This is a genomic window from Pectinatus sottacetonis, assembly GCF_015732155.1.
GTDB lineage: Bacteria > Bacillota > Negativicutes > Selenomonadales > Selenomonadaceae > Pectinatus > Pectinatus sottacetonis.
Map to the genome: position 1 here is coordinate 904,936 of NZ_WIQK01000001.1, position 20,774 is coordinate 925,709.

Sequence of the window (20,774 nt, forward strand, 5' to 3'; positions counted from 1 at the left end):
CCACCACCATGCTGCGCATGGTCCCCCGCCCTTCTAAGGGCGGACAGAAAACCACACCTATTTTATCTTAACAATTATGAAATTATAACAGTTTTTATTATTATTTGAATATTAGATCTGCATTACATGCTGCTAGATTCAAAACCAATTAACGTCAACCGCATCAAGGTAGCGGTATTCAATTTACATTACATGCTGCTAGATTCAAAACACCGTTCATGAACATATCAATCTTTACCTGCTGTTGATTTACATTACATGCTGCTAGATTCAAAACGCAAAGGTGTTAATACAATAATACCGACCGGAGTCATTATTTACATTACATGCTGCTAGATTCAAAACTTCGATACGATAAATTTTATCTTCTGTATAATACTGATTTACATTACATGCTGCTAGATTCAAAACGAGATATTAAATTTGGTCTACTCTGGAAGAAGAGTAGAATTTACATTACATGCTGCTAGATTCAAAACGTGTCGGACTTTTATAAAAACATTAGGCCTTGACTGATTTACATTACATGCTGCTAGATTCAAAACTGTAAAATAGTGAATATGCAACCGGAGATGATTAGAATTTACATTACATGCTGCTAGATTCAAAACACTAAACTTTCCTCCATCCAGCATTTTTACTTTTATATTTACATTACATGCTGCTAGATTCAAAACATCTTTCTGGGCAGTCAGATGATTTACAAATAACTTATTTACATTACATGCTGCTAGATTCAAAACTTAGTTGAAAAGGCCATAAAAGTTGACACGGATTTATTTACATTACATGCTGCTAGATTCAAAACCCGATGAACAAAAGCAAGGAAGGTGTTTGCCCTATGCATTTACATTACATGCTGCTAGATTCAAAACTGGACACAAAAAATAACACTTACCGGTGGAGACTTAATTTACATTACATGCTGCTAGATTCAAAACAAGTATAGAGTTCGATAGCAAAAGCCATCAATTACGAATTTACATTACATGCTGCTAGATTCAAAACAGGAACAAAAATTTTTCTTATATACTCAATACTTATAAGCTCCATTTTGTCGATCCCCTGATTTTGCAAAGAAATTATTAAAAAATTATTTTATACTTTTATTATATTCTTTATTATCATGTCTTTAACCTTCTGTCGTACCCACCATGTTTTTGCATTATTACCGATCGACAGAAAATATACCTATTCTTAGCATTTTTATTTTCTCTTCTACAAAATGCCATACCTATCTTATCTAACAGTTATAAAATTATAACCGTTAGATAGCATAAATTTAACCAACTAAAAATATATTTCATTAAATATTATGGAAAAACAGTAATTTTAACTGGCACAACGAGAAAATAATTATATGCCTCTATAAAAAGACACTTGTTTTATCATCTTCATCTAACACAAATTCTTTTTTCATCCATATATTATTACGGCCCTTAAATATTATGCATGAATCCACACCTTCGCGTAAATATTTTTTTATTTCTATTTTTAATTCTAAGATTTGTCCTTCTGATAATTCTCCTTCAAATACTGAATTTTGTATATGTGTCAGATATTTTTTACAAATTTTAAATACATTGCGTAATATTTTTGCTCCACCTTCATCGGTTTTTATGTCGTAAACCAAAACAATATACATTGTATCACCACCATATTCTAAATGCCTTATATTCTTGAATTCCTGTTAAATGTTTTATTAATTTATAAATTTCTAATCGTATTAGATGCTGATATGATACATCACGATTCAAAGTCTTATGTTTTATCGTCTTCTTCAAATATTCATCAACTGCTACCAGAATTTTTTTCGCAATACTATCCTTCATACGTATATAGTCTACTTCCTGATCAAAATCTTTTTCTGTTATTATTTTTTTATTAAGCAATGAAAATATTAGTCTATCTGCTATAAGCGGTTTAAAAATTTCTGCTACATCCAAGGATAAAGAAAACCTTTTAGTTGAAGGCTCATGTAAATAACTAATGGTTGGATTTATTTGTGTTTTATATATTTCAGTTAAAACTTTAGTATAGATTATTGAGTTTATAAATGATATTAATGTATTTATCATATTTTTAGGTGGTCGTTTCTCTCGCTTATCAAAATTGATATCCACATCAATTATCGTCTGCCATGCAGTATAATAACATTTATGTATATTTCCTTCTACACCCATTAGCTCATAAACATCTTTGCAATACTTTATATGCGAATATAGTGTTTTTATTTCATCCATTACTTCCGAAACATCTTTACCACGTCCATTATAATATCGTAGATTACGATATATATTCTCATATGCACCTGTCACAAATTCTTTTGCCAACACCAATCTTTTGTTCAGTTCAACATAATGTTCTACCTGCTTAACTAGTAAAGCTCCTGATACTAGTTTTTCTCTTGGATAAAAACTACCTGCATAAAAATCATAATAATTAAAAAAATGTACTATTACACCATTTTGCGATAAAAAATTTATTAATTTAGTATTGAAGGTCATCTCTGAAAAAATATAAATATCGCGTACACGCTCTATAGGAATATCTTTGTTTTGCCCACTATCTAAACAAAGTTGCAGTGTATTATCCTTTCGCTTTAAACTACCACTACTAAAAACATAATATGATTGTTCCATTGTTTTCCCCCACTTCATATATAACAAAATTCATAATATGCGCACGACTTACATGCTGCTTTTTTATCTATTGATGGTGGAACTAATAAATTTAATATTTCATTTATTGCCTGCAAATTTTCTTCTATTTGACCAATATCCTGCTCGCTTAACTCCACATCTTCACTAATATGTTCTTTTGGTATAGCCAATCGTCCTTTCACATGCATCAAACCATGCTGCTGTAAAACATATAAATAATATTTAATCTGACTTATTGCCATTTGCTTTTGTTTTTTACTCTTTTTAATTTCACACACAATACCATTATTAATATAATCGATACATATTATATCATCAATTAAAATATGTTTGTTTTCTCTTTTATAGGTTGATTCATCAATAAGTTTACCAATAAAAACAGCTTCACTTTCCTGTTCCATATTTATATCATGAGCAAAAAGCCATAACTTACGTTTACATAAAAAATAATAAGAATCATTACACCAGTTACTTTTTTCATAATAAAACCTCATATAATATTATTTTCATCTTCGGTTTTTTCAATTTGAATTCCTATTCCAGCTTTATTGTGTTCAGAAAAATCATATTTACACCATGCTCTGTGTATATTTAATTTTTTACTATACAATGTTTTATCTATATAATGGCCTTTATTGAAAAGTGTACTAGCTGGAATATCAACAGTATACTGCCGTATTTTTTCTTCTAAAAGTATTCTTTCTGGTAATGACATTTTTTTATTTTCTTTAAATTCAGCAATTGCATTTCGCAGTTCGATATTATCTGTTAGTAAGCTATCCGGTAAAATTGTTATACTTTGAATATTTCTGAATAATTTCCTGGCCATTTCCTGATTTATAGAATTATATAAAAGATCTTCCAATGTTTTTAAATTCTTTTTTACTTGTAAATAATATTGGCTGTTTTTCAATGAATCTACTGCATAAACAGCATCAATATAATTAAATTTTTCTTTTTCGGTAAATATTTTTCCATCATACTGCTGTAATAACTGCCATGAATTATTATTTATTTCATCAAATTTATACACTGATTTTTTTCCTATACCATTACCTGTATTATAAATATATACATTAATCTGCCCATCTGGATATTTATCAGTATAGTTTTCTTTTCTACAGCAACGTCCCATTCGCTGCAGCAAACTATCTGCTGGACACATTTCCGTAAACAAAATATCGTAACTTATATCAAGGCTGGCTTCAACAATCTGAGTACTTATCCAAATAATTGGCCTATTTAACAGCGAATCATCTTTTATTGCTTTTTCTAATATTGCTCTATCCTTGCGCACAAAACGGCTATGTAATAATCTTATTATTGTCTTTTCTTCACCATCTTTATTGCATTCCCTTAATTTACAATATATATCTTGTGCTTTTTTTACTGTATTGCAAAGCACTAACACTTTCTGTTTTTGTCCCGTGGCAAAAATTTTTTCATAATCAAATTCGCCTTCAATGCACTTTATTTTATGACGTTCAGCACATTCTTTAACAAAATATTTTTCCTCTGGTGATACGAAGCCTATTTTTTGCTCACACATAACTTCCCGCAAAATGGGGGGAAACGTAGCTGTTATTATGGCAAACTTACCGCCAAGTTTTGTGATTACTTTTAATCCATATAATATATACGCTAAAATATCCGGTGAATACATCTGTATTTCGTCAATTATTATACGAGAATATTTAAGTGTTGCCGGAATCATCTCCGTACCTGCTGCTTTAAAGACAAAGTAAAACAATTGATCTACTGTACAAATTGTTAAAGGATATGATAATAATCTAGCTTTTTTCTGTCGTTCTAATGTTTCCTCTATCACTTTTATTTTTTCTTTATTATCCTCTTGGTCTAAATAATAAGAAACTAAGCCCGAATGCAATAAAGTTATTTTATTTTTATCATACCCATAGTTATTACAAATACGGTCATGTATGGCATTAATAGATACTTTTAGTGGCAACGTATAAAATGCTTTATGCCCGTCAAGCCATAATAATGCTGCTTCTGTTTTTCCACAGCCGGTTGATGCAATAACTACCAAATTGTCATTTTTATGTTGCTGCATATATTTTTGCACTGGTCGTAACTGCCATTTTTTTTCTTTCAGCTGCGCTACTATTTTATTAGTTAAAAAATTTGTTTTGGGTGGAATGATTTCTAATTCTGTCATACCCGCACTGGCTGCATAATCAACACGATTAAGCATTCCTTTTATTACTATATATTTTAATAAAACATCTTTTTCAACATATCCATCATCTGTTTTATTACGTAATGCTGGTATAATATATTTTAAAAATTTCCCTCGATTATCCGTTAATGTATAGCTCTTATTTGTAATTTCGTCAGTATATTTTTCAGGTAGATATTGTTTTATATATTCTTTTAATATTATGGAATCGCAGTTATCCTTTCTTGTATGATGATTATATATTACTGTTAATAATATTCGTATATCATTTTTTATCGCTTCATCTTTTTGCATTTTCTTTTTTATATCATTGCTAAACAAATAAACACAGCTTAAAAAACCATGTGGTATTTCTCCATCAATAGTATTTTTATTAGTATTAATTTTTTCTTGAAATAATAGATTTAGTTTCCCCAAATCATGATACTCAACTGCTTTAGAAATCAACTGTTGCTCATTGTCAGTAAATATTGCTGCATAAGTTACTATAAATGCATTCCATATCTTTTGTAAATCATTAGTATGCCTGGCTATTGTTATTTTTGGTTCAGATTTTGCCCAATATTTCATATTTTTCTCCTATACCTATATATGATAAAAGCATTAGTATATAACACTTTCTATATACTAATGCCCTTTTTTATGCCCAAAATACCGGTAACTTATTTTCATCAATATAAACTATTTCTTTATTTTCATCAAAGTCTAAATCTTTTGCCACAGCAGCATGAGAAACTAATATTTTTTTATCCCATCGTCTTAACCCCTGTTTATTAATATAAAAAATTTTATTCAGTTTATAAATTGTCCCCGTTTCTTCTAAATCTATATCATTTAAATACTTAATAGGAATATATGCCTCATATTTTTCTAAAAGTAAATCATCATCCCATTTTTTTAATTCTACTGTTTTGACTTGATCAATCCGCAGTAAATCTTCATGGCGACCCAACGATAAATAATTTTGCGGAAATAAGAGGCCCTGCTGTATTGTTGATATATCAGCTTCATTCTCTGGCTTTATATGAATAACTAATTCTATGTCAGTTAAAAGCTCGATATAACCTATACCGATATTTATCCCAGCTCTTTTGTCACCATTTTTTACCCAATCCTGATGACGGGCCTCTTCATAGGCTATCCCAAAAGCATATTTAGTATACATATCACTGACAGCACTATGATACTTTCCTTGAATACTTATATCCATGGGATGATATTCAGTAAAACCACAGGCAGTATGAATCATACCAATTACCGTTGAATATGGTGGCAAGGGATAACTCTCTTTTATTTGAAAACTGGTAGGCTTGCGATAATTTGCCAACTGCTGACTGCATTTTATACGAATAGCTTTATTCATAATAAGCATCTACTTCTGTTTTCAATTTAGCAAAAAATTCACTAATAGTATTTACTGTGAGTTTTTCTTTGATTTCTTTGTCATTAACTAATATACCACTTAAACAGCCTACCGTGGTGTTTTCTTTCACATCATCATCCTGCATTAATTCTGTCAGACAATCCACCGCTAAATGATTTTTAAAATCGAATTTTAAACGATTTTCAAAATAAGGATTTTTTCGGGTATATACGCCGCCAATGGCAAATATCGGGTTCATATTTTCCCGGCGGCCTTTAATATCACGATATAAAAACTGCGCACCATCAATAAAAGTCTTTACTCTATTGGCTTTTTCTTTATTATCTATTTCAATATCACCATCAATACCCACTTTATCAAGATCTATTGTTATCGTATAAGTATAAAAAGATTTATGAATTTCACTTTGGGCAATTGAATTTACATTCTTTTCTGTTGTAATACGATCAGCTAATCCCATATTAGTCATATAGTCAAAATCGTCATTATAAGCTTCCATGGCAATGGCATTACTTAAACGAACTACTGCCGCCCGTTTATTTGAACCGCCTTTCTCTGTATCTGTTTTAGCAATCGTTTTCAAATAACCAAATAAATCAATTTCCGGATAATCTTTAATTGTGGCCTCCGGTGCAAACTGAACTACTTTTTTACTACCACTGCCTGATGCCAATACAGGAGTATTATCCCAAGCCGCATTTTTCATCAAATTATAGCGCAGTGCCTGACGAGAAATATATGTATATTCTTTTCTATCAGCTCTACTCATTTTTTTTAATACTGCTATATTCCCCATTCCTTCGGAATAATTAGCACTTTCTGTTTCTATTATAAAACTTGCCGTTAAACCATTTTTTTTCATTATAGTAAATCCACCTTTCATTATTCAACACTAGTTTTTTGTTTAATATTTTTTTCTACTTTATGATTATCTTTTAATCCTAAAATATAAGCATAGCCTAATTGTTTAAAATTATCTTCATTTTTAAATGCTTTCAAAAAAACATTAGTTTCTGGTATTGCTTTACTATAACCTAAGTACATACGAGTTAATATTTGCCAAAATTTGGCTTGATCATTTACGCGTAATGCACCCAATAGTTTATAAGCATATCCCCTTAATTTACCATCTTCATCAGCGTTCATTCCATTTTTGTCAACAATTGCGAAACTGCGTAATTGTTTACCTGCTGCTTTTATATTAACTATATCGTCTTGTGTAACACAATCTTGCTCCATTTTTTTCCCTCCCACTATCATTTGCTGTATTTGTAAAACATTATCTAGAAAATTCACCTGTATGTTTTCTTTCATAGAATAGTTTAATATTTTATTCATCATGGCATATAAATCAGTTCGCCGAAAAATATTTTTTAAAACTTCTTCTTGTATATTAACATTTATTCCTGATGGTGTTTTTATAAATTTATTTCCAATATAGCCAATATATTTAAATGATCTTTCTAATAAATCCAATATATCTTTTGCAATAATATTAAAATTATATTTTCCTGTATCTTTCTTCCGTACTACTACTTGAATGTTTCTAAGCGCTTTTAATTTATTTTTTATTATGTTCTGAATAATCTTATTCCATATCTGATACCAAAGATTTCTATCATTTTCATCTTCAGGAATTTCATTCTCAGCTTTAATACCATTATTGATCTTCTGCATTTTTCTAATATTAACATTATCATTTACAAAAAGCATATCCCGCTGCATTGGCACAAATCCTAAAGGTGCCATGCTGTAAATAAAGGCACATAATGGGCATAGCTGCGCATCAGGTTTACAATTCCAAAAAGCTGATTTCTTTCTACTCATATCATCAGCTGAATCATTAAGAAAAGATATATCAATTGGTTTAGACATCACTGCATCGCAAACAATACAGTACCTGCTGCTTTTCCTTTCTTTAGGCGGTTTTTGCAAATATTTTATTACTGGTTCAATAAAGTCACTGTAATAAATTTTCTTAATATCTTTTTTAGCATTTTTGGTGTTCAGGAAAGATTTACCCGACCAAATAGAATTTATGCGTGAATACATAATATCTTTCATTAGAAAAGTTTCACGGCAATTATTATCTTGCAATTTTTTTTGCAGTTTTAATAAAGATTGATATTTTTCATTATAATCTTTAATTGCTTTAATATTTTTGCATTCTGCTTTTAAATCTAAATCAATATGTTTATTTTTTAATATGTCACAAGCTGTTATATAACTGCTTCTTGTTAAACCAGCAACATCAAGTAACTTCTTATATTCCTCATCCAACTTCTTTTTTATACTTTTATCTTCAGCTTCAGCATATTTATCAGTAAGCATTTTTATTTTTTCGGTATTTTTTCCCAATAGCCTTGTATAAGCACTAGAACCACCAAATTTTTCTATGCATGTATCAATATAAGCTTGTGCTAAATCTGTATTTAGAAAAAATTCTTTTTTTACTTTAAATTCATTGCCTTTGACTATATAATCATCATTTTCAACCGCCTGAACATTTTCCAATAAATTAATAAAACCAACAATTCCGGCGTTGTATAAAAAATCACTACTATAGAAACTTATATATTCATCCACTAAAGTCCCCCCTTTCTTAATAAATTTTTTCAAACAAGCCAAAACCAATGGAACGATTCGCTCCCATGCCTGCTCTATAAAGTATATTTAATAGTTCAGGCTGCCCTTGCATTTGCAGAATTCCAATAGTTCCGTCACAAGTATGTTTAAAAGTTTTCACTACACATTTTCTGGCCTGTACTGGTTTAATTGTAAAACCAGTTAATAAAGATGTATTTAATCCCATCATTTCAATCTGTGCCGTTATTGTTTTCCTAGCCTGCTCCATAAAATCATCATCATCATATTTTACATAACGATTAGTATTATTTTCTTTATTATGGATGCGTACTATAAATGGTGACAGCATTTTTATAATTAGCTGCGGTTGAGTTATTTTATGTTCCGGTAAAATAACTATTTTTTCTAAAGTCATAGCATTATCATCTTTTAATTCAAAAATTTTCTTCTTACGTTCTAAAAAAGCATTATAGAAAATTATGGCATCACGTTCATCGGCCGCTGACCAGTTAAGCTCAATCTTATCTCCTGCTAAAATTATCTTATCTGTTTCAAATTTAGGTCGTGGTATTCTTACAGAAAAAGCATAACTTTTTATTTGTGCTCCATTATCATAATATAAATCAAAAAATCTTTTATCATAATTTCCTAATGCACTTTTCATAAAAGAAACACAGGCAGCCCTGTAATCTATAGGTAGCTGTGGCTTTTTTAAACAAAATTTTAATTGTATTCGCATATTTTCACCTCCTTAATATTAATTTGTTTTCTTAACATTTAATTGATACAATAATATTAGATAGTTAGCAGCAGCAAATGCTGCTGCCCTTTTTCATAACTGCTATGGTCTGGATACCATAGCAGTTATTTTTTAATAATTATTAACAGTATAATGAATAAAAATATAAAAACATTATAATTTATCACATTATTCAGCTCCTTTTATAGATAATTATAACGCCTTTGATGTTTTTGTTAATATCAATTATATAATTATAATATCATTGGTAAAATATTATACAGGAATAACCTGCTTTACATACTGCACTATTCTTAATATGTTATTATATTTAATAAGTATAATATCATTTTTACATTATATTCTACAAAATTAATATATATATTTATTATACAATCTATTTATAAGTTTGTAAATGAATTATATTATTTATCGCACAACAACGGTATAATTAAAAAATACTTAATAGTTAGTTATACTTATTTTAGAGAACTGTTATAATTTTATAACCATTAAGATAATAAAAACAAATATGATATTTTGTTAGCACCTCATTACATGCTGCTAGATTCAAAACAAAATAAAAATTTTTCTTATATACTCAATACTTATAAGCTCTATTTCGTCAATCCCCTGATTTTGTAAAGAAATTATTAAAAAATTATTCTATACTTTTATTATATTCTTTATTATCATGTCTTTAACCTTCTGTCGTACCCACCATGTTTTTGCATTATTACCGATCGACAGAAAATATAATTGTTCTCAGTATTCTTGTTTTCTATGGTCCTTTTGTCCGCCCTTAAAAGGGCGGGGAACCGCTTCAGCGGTGGTGGGTTGCATTCCAACCCTCTAACTTTAGGATAAGTACAATACAGGCTACTGAACACATTTTTACAACGAGGTTTTCAGCTATTATCGTTTATTTAGATAAAGCAATGAAATATAAATTATAAATATATGAAATAGTTACTAATTCTCACTAAGAAAAATAACAGATCAACCTTATTTTTTAATACATCACAGGTTATATATTATCTATTGTTATAGCACCATCATAGCCAAACCATGAATATTTTAGTATTGTCAATATCGTAATATAACAAGGTACTGATTTTCGTTTGTTCTATCTATACAACCCACCACCATGCTGCGCATGGTCCCCCGCCCTTCTAAGGGCGGACAGAAAACCACACCTATTTTATCTTAATAATTATGAATTTATAACAGTTTTTATTATTATTTGAATATTAGATTTACATTACATGCTGCTAGATTCAAAACGCTGTAGTGCCGGCACGTAATGCTACTTGGTAAAGCATTTACATTACATGCTGCTAGATTCAAAACGCCAGACACACAATGGTTTGTCAGACAGATTGACGATGGCAAGTTAGTCTATGTAAACAAAGAAAAAGCATTTCATGGTACAGGCCATCAGGGGAGACTACCCCTGTGGGATCATGCACTCAGAAATGCTTTATCTGATTTCAGTATAAAGACAGAAGATGATCTTGTCAAGGAAAAATCAGCACAGCCGACCAGATATTCTGTACAGCCGGACGAGATTGAAAAACAGGATAAATCTTTCGTTGAACGCATGAATGAGAAGCTTGCTGCTAAGCTTGAAAAAGGCAATCCGCAGATAAAAGTAAATAATCAGCAAGCTGATACCTCCTTTGGCCCATTTACATTACATGCTGCTAGATTCAAAACACTGATGCTAAAAGTAAATATCGTTCCGAACATCCGGATTTACATTACATGCTGCTAGATTCAAAACTCGCCCATTGACGATAATTTTTCTTTTCTGGATTTAATTTACATTACATGCTGCTAGATTCAAAACTGGTTTTCTAAATAGAAAAATTAATATCCATGATAAAATTTACATTACATGCTGCTAGATTCAAAACGAGGTTAATCAGGAATTTGATAAGCTAATAAAAAGATTTACATTACATGCTGCTAGATTCAAAACGAATGAAAATTGAATTTAAAGGAAAAACTTATTCGGATTTACATTACATGCTGCTAGATTCAAAACGAAACTGATCCTGAAGGATATCGGGTATACGCTCTATTTACATTACATGCTGCTAGATTCAAAACCTTGAATATTTGGTTGAAGCTTCATTCCATTTAGAAAAATTTACATTACATGCTGCTAGATTCAAAACTTCCTCCTAGATTTAGACTTTTCTATATTTTACATAATTTACATTACATGCTGCTAGATTCAAAACTTTAACATATATAATGTAGTAGCTAACCAACTGATTAATTTACATTACATGCTGCTAGATTCAAAACTTACCGAGATACGTGAAAATATGGCCGATTACATTAATTTACATTACATGCTGCTAGATTCAAAACCCCAACCTACCCATTATTTCAATCGGCGTAAATGAATTTACATTACATGCTGCTAGATTCAAAACGCTAATTATGCAAATGCCATATCTCCAAATAGCCTAATTTACATTACATGCTGCTAGATTCAAAACATATCTTCAAGTTCTTTTAATCTTAACATCTTTTCTATTTACATTACATGCTGCTAGATTCAAAACCCGCAAAAGATCGGCTATTCATTATTGCCCTGAATGATTTACATTACATGCTGCTAGATTCAAAACTATGAGGTAATGTTCCACCTAAGCTATGAGAATCAAATTTACATTACATGCTGCTAGATTCAAAACATTTCGTAGGCAATTAACATACAAAACACAATGGTAATTTACATTACATGCTGCTAGATTCAAAACACAAAAATTTGCGGACAATATAATTGATTATGGCAAATTTACATTACATGCTGCTAGATTCAAAACTGAATATGAACCAACCGGAATACCTTGCCCGTATTGATTTACATTACATGCTGCTAGATTCAAAACTTTAATAGATCGCGGCCATATACAAAAAACAAAAGAATTTACATTACATGCTGCTAGATTCAAAACTTGTAAAGGGCCGTAACGCTGCTTATCTTGATTTATATTTACATTACATGCTGCTAGATTCAAAACCTAAAACAACTTGCCGAATCTGCCCGCGAAGAAATAATTTACATTACATGCTGCTAGATTCAAAACACATTTTTATCACCTCAACTATGAAACTGTTACTGTATTTACATTACATGCTGCTAGATTCAAAACTAAGCGGCTCAATTTTCGTGGACATAGATTGTTTTATATTTACATTACATGCTGCTAGATTCAAAACTTAAAAAACAGGATATTGTCAAGCAGAATGGGGATATATTTACATTACATGCTGCTAGATTCAAAACATAAATACTATCTCCATTTTTGCAATGAATTTCAATATTTACATTACATGCTGCTAGATTCAAAACACGGTTGAAATATCGTTATCTTGATTTACGCCGCCCGTATTTACATTACATGCTGCTAGATTCAAAACTTGTATTATTTTTTATACGTATTAGTCTGTAAAATATTTACATTACATGCTGCTAGATTCAAAACATTTATCAGATGACTGTTGTTAAACCACTTGAAAATATTTACATTACATGCTGCTAGATTCAAAACGTCTGATAAGCAGCATTAAGTCCAGCTAAAACATCATTTACATTACATGCTGCTAGATTCAAAACGGGAACAAAAATTTTTCTTATATACTCAATACTTATAAGCTCTATTTTGTCGATCCCCTGATTTTGCAAAGAAATTATTAAAAAATTACTTTATACTTTTATTATATTCTTTATTATCATGTCTTTAACCTTCTGTCGTACCCACCATGTTTTTGCATTATTACCGATCGACAGAAAATATAATTGTTCTCAGTATTCTTGTTTTCTATGGTCCTTTTGTCCGCCCTTAGAAGGGCGGGGAACCGCTTCAGCGGTGGTGGGTTGCATTCCGCCCTCTAACTTTAGGATAAGTGCAATACAGACTACTGAACACATTTTTTACAACGAGGTTTTCAATTATTATCGTTTATTTAGATAAAGCAACGAAATATAAATTATAAATATATGAAATGATTACTAATTCTCACTAAGAAAAATAACAGATCAACCTTATTTCTTAATATATCACAGGTTATATATTATCTATTGTTATAGCACCGTCATAGCAAAACCATGAATATTTTAGTATTGTCAATATCGTAATATAACAAGGTACTGATTTTCGTTTGTTCTATCTATGCAACCCACCACCATGCTGCGCATGGTCCCCCGCCCTTCTAAGGGCGGACAAAAAACCACACCTATTTTATCTTAATAATTATGAAATTATAACAATTTTTATTGTGCTTTGAATATTAGATTTACATTACATGCTAGATTCAAAACAAATTTTTGGGTGCAATCTTGGGTGCAATCTATTGAAAGACACAACAGCTCACAGATGCATTTTCCAGCTAATAATCTCTTAAACTTAAATATACCGATGAGCATGATTTAATCAAGCTGAAAAATGCTAAATTATAAACTAATAATTTTCAATATAATAATTAGTATCCAAACTTCTTCTAAAAAAAATCAGCTTTAATAATCAAAGCTGATTTTTTTAGAAAACTATTTCTTCTCTTAATTTTTTCATTTTCTTTTTGTGCTGTTTTTTCCATCTATTGCTATAACGTTCTTCCTCGCTAAAGATACAGCCGCAATATGGTTGGCGGTAAAGCTCAAGTTCCTTACAGATTTCCACGCCTTGATTCCAGCCAATGCGAAAATCTTCATAATAAAAAGCTATTCCCACTGTTTTAGCAATTTTTTCAGCCACATCTTTCATCGTATCATGTAACTGATAGGGACTAACAAACAACGTGGACGTAAAAGCATCAAACCCATTTTCTTTGGCATATACAGCTGCCTGATGCAGCCGCCATGCATAACACATACGACAGCGCGGTTTTTCTGTAAGGGTTTCTTCTCTTTTTTCGGCTGTTAATGCTCTTTGGAGAAAAGTACGCAAATCATAATTTTTATCAACATCAATTGGCATATCTACTTTTTCAGCAAATTCCACTGCTGTGTCAAGTCGATGTTTAAATTCTTTATATGGATGGATATTGGGATTAAAAAAATATCCTTTTACTTCATGACCATCAGCCCGCAATTTTTTTACTGGATAGCAGGCACATGGCCCGCAGCACATATGCAGTAATAATTTCATATTATTCCTCTCATCATTTAAAAACTAAAACTTATTATCAGGAACAGGCAGGTTCATATGTTTATAGCCCAAAGCGGTTACAACACGACCGCGTGGTGTTCGATTGATAAGTCCTAGCTGTAGCAGATATGGTTCATAAACATCTTCAATAGTATCACGTTCTTCACTAATCGCTGCCGCCAAAGTTTCTACTCCGACCGGCCCGCCACCAAATTTTTCAATCATCGTAATCAGCATTCTTCTATCTATGTTATCAAGCCCGGCTTTATCTACTTCCAGCATGGCTAAAGATTTATCGGCTATACTGGAAGTAATGATACCACTGCCTTTAATCTGGGCAAAATCACGCACTCGTTTCAGCAATCGGTTAGCAACACGTGGTGTTCCGCGCGACCTTCGGGCAATTTCCATTGCACCCCTGTCTTCAATAGCTATATTAAGAATCTCTGCTGACCGTTTAATAATGTAAACCAATGCTTCTGGTTCATAGTATTCCAACCGCGAAATAACACCAAATCTATCTCGCAACGGTGAAGCTAAAGCCCCTATACGGGTTGTTGCTCCGATTAATGTAAAAGGGGCAATATCAAGGCGTATTGAACGGGCTGAAGGGCCCTTGCCAATTATTATGTCCAAAGCAAAATCTTCCATTGCCGAATATAAAACTTCTTCAACGCTGTGTGATAATCTATGGATTTCATCAATAAATAATACATCTTTATCAGTAAGATTCGTCAGAATGGCTGCTAAATCACCAGATCTTTCAATAGCTGGCCCTGATGTAACACGAAAGTTAACACCTAATTCATTAGCTATTATTGAAGCTAGTGTTGTCTTACCTAATCCTGGTGGCCCGTATAAAAGTACATGATCCAAAGCTTCATTTCTGGAAACTGCTGCTTTTATAAAAATTTCCAGATTTTCTTTTACTCTATCCTGTCCAATATATTCACTAAAATGTTTAGGACGCAGGCTGTATTGCCATGTATCTGTATCATTTTCAGTGCCCGCAATGATACGATCTTCATTTTTTTCCATACCATCCTCCTGATGCAAATATCATTACAATAATTATTTTCCTTATTTCCCCTTATTGAGAGTTTTTTTACCTAAGAAACCACGTCCAAAAACTTTGATTGTATAATAAAAACCTACTAAAAACGGTATATATTCAGCAAATAACCGCCAACCAACAGCCACGACACCGACTGTTCCCTGCGGTGCAATAGTATTGAATAAAAGAATAAAACCACCTTCGGCAATACCCGATCCTCCCGGCGTAGGGGAAAAATACAAAAACAAATTCAAAAATACCATCCGTCCCATAACCATTATCCAGTTTACTTTTGCACCAAGGCCCATTAATAAAAATGGTACTACCGCGTATAAAGCTATAAGACTTAACCCTGATATTATAAATACTTTAAACATAGCTGCGGGAGAAGAAGATAAAAGCAGAATAGCTTTTTTATTATCATGATAAAATCCCATGAGTTTACGCCCTTTTTTATGTGAAATGCGTTTAGCTATAAACACTGCCACTTTATCAAAAGAACCACTCACCATTGCCCATATTAAAGCGATGGTCCCAGCTATTGCGAGCAGTGAAAACCACATCAGCAACTTATTAGATACCCATGGCAAAACTCCATCATCACTCAATAGAATAAATGGCATACATACAAATAAGAACAATATGGAAATAAGTGTTCTTACTACTACTATAATTGCTGCTTTTCCCATAGGGACTTCTGCATATCGCAAAAACATTAACTGAGCTACTGCTCCACCAGAAAAACCAGGTGTCAAAAGAGCTAAAAAATAATTACCAAAAACAACCCTTGCCGCCTGCATGGGGGTTATTTTTTCCCCTGACAACCGCACTAGTTGAATAAGTCTAAAACCATCTAAAAAAAGCCCGATCAATACACTAAAAAATGCTGCTGCCACAGACCATGGCTGGAAATCAATCAAATTTCTCAAGGTATTAATGTCAACAGTAAAATATATTACGCAGTAAGAGATAATTCCTACTAATAGTAGTAAAACTATAAGGCGCTTATAAAACATTTAACTCTCCTTATCTCCTGTACAAATATAAAATCAATTTATTGCCCTGTCGTAAGAAATGGCCTTTTGCTTGTTAACAAAAGGCCATCTCCCTGTCTTGCATATGTTTACTACCTACGCATATTACGTGAAGACATAACTTGCGGTTTTATTCGTTTCACCGGTATATTAGCCAAAAGAGCCACCGAATTTTCATCATTTGACAAGCTTATCTCCATATCGTGCTGATTAATATCCATATAACTGGAAATAACTTTAATAATATCGTCCTTTATATGATCTATAACTTCAGGTGAAATATTTGCTCTATCGTGTATAAGTACTACGCGCAGACGATCTTTGGCTACCTGTCCCGATGGCTTATCTACATCATGTCCGAACAGCTTCATAACAGCCTTTAACATGAATATACCTCCTTACACATGCAATATCTGTTTTAACTTATCAAACAGGGTCTTCTTCCTAAAATCAAGGAAAGGAATTTGTTCACCGCATATGCGCCCTACTATATTGGCATATGCCTGTCCCGCCAAAGATTTCTTATTACAGATAACTGGTTCACCACGGTTCGTGGATGTAACTACCAGTTCATCATCGGGAACCTGTCCAATACATTCTATAGCCAGTATATCGTTTATATCATCCATATCGAGCATATCACCTGATTCAACCATATGACTTCTTATTCTGTTAACAATAAGCCTTATATGATCCTTATCAGCACGATTCAATTCCCCTATAATTTTATCAGCATCCCTGACTGCTGATATCTCGGGCATTGTCACAACAATAGCATAATCAGCAGCAGCTATTGCTGTTTTGAAGCCCTGCTCAATTCCTGCCGGGCAGTCAATGAGTATATAATCGAACTCACCGCGCATCTCATTACATATATCAACAAGCTGCTGCCCATTAACAGATGATTTATCCCTTACCTGCGATGTTGGCAAAAGATACAATGTTTCATATTTTTTATGGCGCACCAGAGCTTTTCTATAAGGAACACGCCCTGTAACAACATCCACCAAATCATACATAATACGATTTTCTAAACCGAGAAGCAGATCAAGATTTCTAAGCCCTGTATCAGTATCAATAAGTGCTACCTTATTACCTCTCTTAGCCAGTCCTACACCAAGGTTAGCAGTCGTAGTTGTCTTTCCTACGCCGCCTTTTCCCGATGTTATAACTATTACTTCACTCATTTACATGCCTCCTACCGGTTAATTGCTTCTAAAACTATCTGCCCATCACTGACATAAGCTTTTTCCGGATAGGGAGCATCCGATTTTGACATCCATTTATCAGGAGCCCTTGCTACCATATCAGCAATTCGTATTTGCATAGGAATAAGATGATTTGCCGATACTATTGCCCTTATATCACCAAAAGCACCTGCATGGACAATACCACGGCACGATCCCCTTACTTCAATATTTCCTCCGGCTATAATAGTAGCTCCCGGATTAACATTACCGTTTATAATTATTGATCCATCAGATATTACTTCCTGCCCATTTCTTATAGTCTGGTTTATAACTGTTGTTTTTAAAGGTTCATCTTTTCCAGCACTATTTTTCTTTTCGCCACTGTCTTTTAGTTTATCAAATTGCATTTGTTCTTGTTTCAGCTGCTTTTCTATTTCTATATTTTGCAGTACAAGACCATATGCTTTAAAAATATCTTTCAATTTCTGTTTTTGCCGTTTACCAAGCCATGCAGCATCAAGTTGAATTATCGTTCCTTCTTGAAAAAAGTTAAATGATGAATCCAACTTTTGTTTTATCAAATTTTCGATTGTAGCAAAATCGACTGTTTTAGCCAAAATCAGCTTTAAACCTGATCGACTGCCTTTAAATACAACTTCATTCATAGCATTTATACATCCTACCATACAATAATTAATTTATGGCCGTACAAAATAAGCCTCTTATATTCAAAATTCGCTCTAACTGCCGCATATTCCTGCTTAATAAATTAGTTCTTATACCAAGAGATTTTTTAAATTTCTCAGACATATAAAATGACCACTAAGAACATTAATAAGATTACAATTTATCCTATAAAATTAAGATCAAAAACCAGCATTAAGTTTAACCATAAAATAGACTTATTATTGTTTTACCTGTACACCTGATTTTATCTTATTATTATCGACTATTGCATTTAATTTCTGCAGATCTATCAGTGGTGGTTCTGGTGTCAAATGAAAAGCTGCTTCCAATATCTGTTTACCTATAGGAACTGCTGACTGCGATCCATAACCACCATTTACCACTATAACAGAAACTACTATCTGAGGATCTTCAAACGGCCCGTAAGCTACAAACCATCCGTGATCTGCTCCATGCGGATTTTCTGCCGTCCCTGTTTTTCCTGCAATATTGATAGGAAAAGATCCGCCAAATATTGAAGCAGCTGTTCCTATCCGGGTAACTTCCAACAAACTCTTTTGGATGAGTTTTATAATAGCTGGATCCACACCATCCAAATGACTCAAAGCAACCGGATTAAATTTTTTATAAAGACTGCCATCAGGATTAGTTATCCTATCAACTAAATATGGTTTATATCGTGTTCCGCCATTTGCTATTTCACTCATTACCATAGCTGCCTGTATAGGCGTAACAAGATCAAAACCTTGCCCAATAGCTGCATCAAGTGTTTCTGATAAATACCATGGTTGATGGTAAACTTTCATCTTATATTCCTTGCTGGCAACAAGACCACTTGATTCATAGGGTAGATCAATTCCTGTCTTCTGTCCCAATCCAAACATTTTAGCATATCTGCCCAGCGTATCAATGCCAAGGCGATGTCCCATTTCATAAAAATACACATTATCCGAATGAGCCAGCGCCTGACTAAAGTCTATCCAACCCAAAGCTTCTCCACCTGCATTATGTTTAGGCACAAGCCAGTATACCCCAGAATCAAACAATTTTTCATCAGGAGTAACTTTATGTTCATTAAGAGCTGCTGTACCGGTAACTATTTTAAATACAGAACCTGGTGGATATTCGCCTGTAATGGCCTTATTATCCATAGGATGGTATTCATTATTGTTTATCGCATTCCAGTCTTTCACTGATATTCCCCTGGCAAATTTATTAGGATCAAAGGAAGGACGACTGGATATAGCTAAAATAGCCCCTGTTTTAGGATTCATAACAACGGCTGCCGCTGCATGTGCCCCAATTTTTTTCAGCTGATCATCAATTGCCTTTTCTACGGCAAGCTGTAATGGCATATCTATAGTCAAATGCAAATCTTTTCCAGGAACAGGATCTTTCTTTCCCAGTATCTCAACTGGTTTTCCTGAAGCATCTACCTCAACTTGTTCACCACCAGGTACTCCCCGTAGATATTGGTCATATACTTTTTCTAAGCCAAACTTGCCAATTATATCACCTAATTTATAATTTTGGTCTTTATGCAATTTTAATTCACGATCATTTATTTCCCCTACATAGCCAAAAGCATGTGCTGCTATGTTTTTGTAAATATAATCCCTGACAGGCTGTGCTTCAACGACAACTCCGGGATATTTTTCTTTTTGTTCTTCAATAATAGTCCATATTTCCGGCCCAACATCAGTTTTTAACCGAATTGGATCAAATCCACTATGTTTCTCTATTTTCGCTTCAATATCTTTTTTATCCATTTTCAGCAAAACTGATAATTTATCTATAAGCTGCGGACTTATTTTTTTACTAAGCGGCAATATTGCCACTGTAAACCCTGGTTCATTTATAACAACAGGATTACCATGACAATCATACATTGTACCACGCGGTGCCATTGTAGGAATAATGCGTATCCGATTTCCCTCTGCCTGGCGCTTATAAAAATCACCCTGATATATTTGCAGATATCCTAGTCTAGCAATTAGTATTAATATTATTACTACTGAAATAATGGATAAAGCCTTTAATCTGCCTGCTGTTTCTTTAGAACCCAAACTTTA

Annotated in this window: 15 protein-coding genes and 2 CRISPR repeat arrays; all 15 genes read right to left on the bottom strand. The window is 32.5% G+C overall.

Annotated features, from left to right (window positions below; translation table 11 throughout):
• Positions 1-115 precede the first annotated feature (115 nt).
• Positions 116-1,008: a CRISPR direct-repeat array (repeat unit 30 nt; unit sequence ATTTACATTACATGCTGCTAGATTCAAAAC).
• Positions 1,009-1,366: 358 nt separating this feature from the next.
• The 15 genes from cas2 to mrdA all read right to left on the bottom strand — a co-directional run bounded on the left by cas2 (position 1,367) and on the right by mrdA (position 20,768).
• Positions 1,367-1,645 (bottom strand): CRISPR-associated endonuclease Cas2, encoded by a 279-nt coding sequence (gene cas2, locus I6760_RS04220; RefSeq protein ID WP_196593234.1) that lies wholly within the window; start codon positions 1,643-1,645, stop codon positions 1,367-1,369.
• Positions 1,646-1,649: 4 nt separating this feature from the next.
• A complete protein-coding gene (gene cas1b / locus I6760_RS04225; protein ID WP_196593235.1) occupies positions 1,650-2,642 on the bottom strand; it encodes a type I-B CRISPR-associated endonuclease Cas1b in 993 nt (330 codons plus the stop codon).
• A gap of 14 nt (positions 2,643-2,656) precedes the next feature.
• A complete protein-coding gene (gene cas4, locus I6760_RS04230) occupies positions 2,657-3,157 on the bottom strand; it encodes a CRISPR-associated protein Cas4 (protein WP_196593236.1) in 501 nt (166 codons plus the stop codon).
• Positions 3,154-5,433, bottom strand: a complete 2,280-nt coding sequence (gene cas3, locus I6760_RS04235; protein WP_196593237.1) for a CRISPR-associated helicase Cas3' — start codon at positions 5,431-5,433, stop codon at positions 3,154-3,156. The genes cas4 and cas3 overlap by 4 nt, the downstream gene beginning before the upstream one ends.
• Positions 5,434-5,503: 70 nt before the next feature.
• Positions 5,504-6,226 carry a type I-B CRISPR-associated protein Cas5b gene (gene cas5b, locus I6760_RS04240; protein WP_196593238.1) on the bottom strand — a complete coding sequence of 241 codons (723 nt, stop codon included), beginning with the start codon at positions 6,224-6,226 and terminating at the stop codon, positions 5,504-5,506.
• Complete coding sequence (cas7i, locus tag I6760_RS04245) at positions 6,219-7,109, bottom strand: type I-B CRISPR-associated protein Cas7/Cst2/DevR (RefSeq protein WP_196593239.1); 891 nt, start codon at positions 7,107-7,109, stop codon at positions 6,219-6,221. The genes cas5b and cas7i overlap by 8 nt, the downstream gene beginning before the upstream one ends.
• 20 nt (positions 7,110-7,129) lie before the next feature.
• Positions 7,130-8,833, bottom strand: a complete 1,704-nt coding sequence (locus I6760_RS12685) for a Cas8a1 family CRISPR/Cas system-associated protein (RefSeq protein WP_196593240.1) — start codon at positions 8,831-8,833, stop codon at positions 7,130-7,132.
• Between the two features lie 16 nt (positions 8,834-8,849).
• Positions 8,850-9,572, bottom strand: a complete 723-nt coding sequence (gene cas6, locus I6760_RS04255) for a CRISPR-associated endoribonuclease Cas6 (protein ID WP_196593241.1) — start codon at positions 9,570-9,572, stop codon at positions 8,850-8,852.
• Positions 9,573-11,258: 1,686 nt separating this feature from the next.
• Positions 11,259-13,206: a CRISPR direct-repeat array (repeat unit 30 nt; unit sequence ATTTACATTACATGCTGCTAGATTCAAAAC).
• A gap of 922 nt (positions 13,207-14,128) precedes the next feature.
• Positions 14,129-14,737 carry an epoxyqueuosine reductase QueH gene (locus I6760_RS04260; protein ID WP_196593242.1) on the bottom strand — a complete coding sequence of 203 codons (609 nt, stop codon included), beginning with the start codon at positions 14,735-14,737 and terminating at the stop codon, positions 14,129-14,131.
• A gap of 24 nt (positions 14,738-14,761) precedes the next feature.
• Positions 14,762-15,775 carry a Holliday junction branch migration DNA helicase RuvB gene (ruvB, locus tag I6760_RS04265; RefSeq protein ID WP_196593243.1) on the bottom strand — a complete coding sequence of 338 codons (1,014 nt, stop codon included), beginning with the start codon at positions 15,773-15,775 and terminating at the stop codon, positions 14,762-14,764.
• A gap of 42 nt (positions 15,776-15,817) precedes the next feature.
• Positions 15,818-16,807 carry a lysylphosphatidylglycerol synthase transmembrane domain-containing protein gene (locus I6760_RS04270; RefSeq protein ID WP_196593244.1) on the bottom strand — a complete coding sequence of 330 codons (990 nt, stop codon included), beginning with the start codon at positions 16,805-16,807 and terminating at the stop codon, positions 15,818-15,820.
• A gap of 110 nt (positions 16,808-16,917) precedes the next feature.
• Complete coding sequence (gene minE, locus I6760_RS04275; protein ID WP_196593245.1) at positions 16,918-17,211, bottom strand: cell division topological specificity factor MinE; 294 nt, start codon at positions 17,209-17,211, stop codon at positions 16,918-16,920.
• Between the two features lie 12 nt (positions 17,212-17,223).
• Positions 17,224-18,012, bottom strand: a complete 789-nt coding sequence (minD, locus tag I6760_RS04280) for a septum site-determining protein MinD (RefSeq protein ID WP_196593246.1) — start codon at positions 18,010-18,012, stop codon at positions 17,224-17,226.
• A gap of 11 nt (positions 18,013-18,023) precedes the next feature.
• Positions 18,024-18,680 (bottom strand): septum site-determining protein MinC, encoded by a 657-nt coding sequence (minC, locus tag I6760_RS04285; RefSeq protein ID WP_196593247.1) that lies wholly within the window; start codon positions 18,678-18,680, stop codon positions 18,024-18,026.
• Between the two features lie 240 nt (positions 18,681-18,920).
• On the bottom strand, positions 18,921-20,768 hold the full coding sequence (gene mrdA / locus I6760_RS04290; protein ID WP_196593248.1) for a penicillin-binding protein 2: 1,848 nt from the start codon (positions 20,766-20,768) through the stop codon (positions 18,921-18,923).
• Positions 20,769-20,774 lie beyond the last annotated feature (6 nt).